Source organism: Limosilactobacillus vaginalis DSM 5837 = ATCC 49540 (assembly GCF_000159435.1).
In the GTDB taxonomy this organism is placed as follows: domain Bacteria; phylum Bacillota; class Bacilli; order Lactobacillales; family Lactobacillaceae; genus Limosilactobacillus; species Limosilactobacillus vaginalis.
This window is the reverse complement of record NZ_GG693442.1, coordinates 1-519: the sequence shown is the minus strand read 5'-3', so window position 1 is coordinate 519 and position 519 is coordinate 1. Positions and strand designations below refer to the sequence as shown.

Annotated in this window: 1 protein-coding gene; it reads right to left on the bottom strand. The window is 34.1% G+C overall.

Translation table 11 applies throughout. The annotated features are described in order from the left end of the window. Nucleotides 1-17: 17 nt before the first annotated feature. The gene (spxA, locus tag HMPREF0549_RS08915) at nt 18-419 is read right to left on the bottom strand and encodes a transcriptional regulator SpxA (protein WP_003717976.1); all 402 of its coding nucleotides are present in this window, start codon (nt 417-419) and stop codon (nt 18-20) included. Nucleotides 420-519: the final 100 nt, after the last annotated feature.

Below are 519 nucleotides of genomic sequence, written 5' to 3'. Positions count from 1 at the left end.
CACCTTATTCACTAATTTTAAATCATATTAGCCTTTCGTTCAGCTTCAGCTAATTCTAATTCACGGACCTGACGAGGAAGAAAACGACGAATTTCATCTTCATTATAACCAACCTGAAGCCGTTTTTCATCAACAATAATTGGTCGCCGTAGTAACCCTGGATTCTTACTGATCAATTTATACAATTGCTTCATCGGTAACTCATCCAAATCAACATTTAATTTTGAATAAGCTTTAGAACGCTTGGAAATAATATCTTCTGTACCGTCCTCTGTCATTCGTAATATGTTCTTGATTTCATCGATATTCAGCGGTTCAGAAAAAATATTCCGTTCTTTAAAAGGAATTCCATTTTCTTGTAACCATGCCTTAGCCTTGCGACATGAAGTACAACTTGGAGACGTGTAAAGTGTAACCATTAAATAAGAAGCCTCCTTTTAGAGCTAATTCTTTATCAGAAACTCACCACTATAGTTATAATTATACAATGTTTTTTATATCATTAAAAGTGACACTGTG